Raw genomic sequence first — 1,594 nt, 5'->3', positions numbered from 1 at the left:
CGAGCGTCGGAATGGTCATGACGCAGCCTCATCTGTAGATGTGGGAACCGGATTGGCTTCCCCAACGTAATGAACGGTGCGGGCGGGCCGCCGGTCCTGAAGCAGGCTGAGCAGTTCGGGCCGGGCGTAATGCCCTACGGAATCCATCATCCGCTTGCGCTTGGTAATCAGGGCGAAGTCGAGATCGGCAATCACCATCCCCTCGCCTTCCGTCAGCGGCGTGCCCAGCAGCTTCCCTTCAGGCGAGACGATGGCCGTGAAGCACCCACCCCGCAGCGGCCCTTCCAGTGCAGGGTCGCCCGCTATTTCCTTGATCTGCCCGTCCGTCAGCCAACCCGTGGCGTTCACCACAAAGCAACCGGATTCCAGCGCGTGATGCCGGATGGTGACTTCCATCTGGTCGGCAAAGATCTGCCCTACCAGCGAGCCGGGGAACTGGGCGCAGTGGATTTCCTCATGCTGGGTCATCAGCGCGTAGCGGGCGAGCGGATTGTAATGCTCCCAGCAGGCCAGTGCGCCAATGCGACCGGCGGCACTGTCCACCACTTTCAGCCCGGAACCATCACCCTGCCCCCAGACCATGCGTTCATGGTAGGTGGGCGTGATCTTGCGGCGCTTGAGCAGGATTTCACCCGTGGCGTCGAAGATGATCTGGGTGTTGTAGAGCGTGCCGAAATCGCGCTCGTTCACGCCGAGCGCCACGACCATGCCGGTCTGGCGCGCGGCCTCTGCCACCATGTCGGTGACCGGACCGGGAATGACGACGGCGCGCTCGTAGAGTTCCAGATGCTCCCCACCGAAGCGGAAAGCCGGCTGGATGAACGAGAAATAGGGGTAGTAAGGCACAAAGGTTTCGGGAAAGACCGCCAGTTTCACGCCTTTTTCGGCGGCCTCGCGGATGGCCTGACAGACTTTCCGGGCAGTTCCCAGACCATCGTCACCAAGGACGGGGCTGATCTGGATGGCTGCGACGCGAACGATACGGGACATGGCTTGCGGTCCTCCCTTCGGCCTTCAGAGAGTCCAGGTATTGAGGATGAAGGCGTTGTCGCGCCGGGCCAGCAGGATGATGTCGAGCACGTCCTGCGGGTTGATCGGCGTGATGCCGGGGATCAGGTTCTGCTCGCCGTATCCGTAGAGGGCCTGGAGCGCGAAGCGGCAAGCATAGACCTTTCCGCCCTCTTCGAGGATTTTCGCGATCTGCTTGTTGCAGTTCATGTGCCCCGGAAAGGCTTCGTCGCCCAGACGGGGAAAGCCGCGCTGCACGCCAAGGGTGACACCCGGTCCGTACAGCAGCACCGACGTCTCGAAGCCCTTGCGGATCAGACGGGTGGCCTGCAGCAGGTTGACGAACCCGACCGAGCCTTCATTGGCGACGGTGTGGAAGGTGATAAGGGCTTTTTCGCCGGGCTGGGCTTTGACGTCCTCAAAGACCTTGTTTTCGTAATTGACGAAGCAATCGCCGTCTTTGTACGGAGCGTGTTCGACTTTCGGCATGATGTATCTCTCCATGTGGTGCGGTCTCTGGCGAAATGCCGGGGCGACCGCTGCACCGGGAGAAAACGTGACATGGAATGCGCCAACTACAAAATTT

Annotated in this window: 2 protein-coding genes; both read right to left on the bottom strand. The window is 61.3% G+C overall.

The features are described from left to right. Positions 1-15: 15 nt before the first annotated feature. Positions 16-990, bottom strand: coding sequence for a Nit6803 family nitrilase (locus B7449_RS00415; RefSeq protein ID WP_048883093.1), 975 nt, complete (start codon positions 988-990; stop codon positions 16-18). A 24-nt stretch (positions 991-1,014) separates the two neighbouring features. Continuing rightward, positions 1,015-1,497: an MSMEG_0572/Sll0783 family nitrogen starvation response protein gene (locus tag B7449_RS00410; protein WP_010512510.1), complete on the bottom strand. Its 483-nt coding sequence runs from the start codon at positions 1,495-1,497 to the stop codon at positions 1,015-1,017. Positions 1,498-1,594: the final 97 nt, after the last annotated feature.

It is taken from the genome of Komagataeibacter intermedius TF2 (assembly GCF_000964425.1).
Taxonomy (GTDB): domain Bacteria; phylum Pseudomonadota; class Alphaproteobacteria; order Acetobacterales; family Acetobacteraceae; genus Komagataeibacter; species Komagataeibacter intermedius.
This window is presented reverse-complemented; position numbering and strand designations above follow the sequence as displayed.

What these genes read in the sequence shown, in the direction of transcription:
- B7449_RS00415 (WP_048883093.1), bottom strand. Translation starts at nt 990, where the DNA reads ATGTCCCGTATCGTTCGCGTCGCAGCCATCCAGATCAGCCCCGTCCTT.
- B7449_RS00410 (WP_010512510.1), bottom strand. Translation starts at nt 1,497, where the DNA reads ATGCCGAAAGTCGAACACGCTCCGTACAAAGACGGCGATTGCTTCGTC.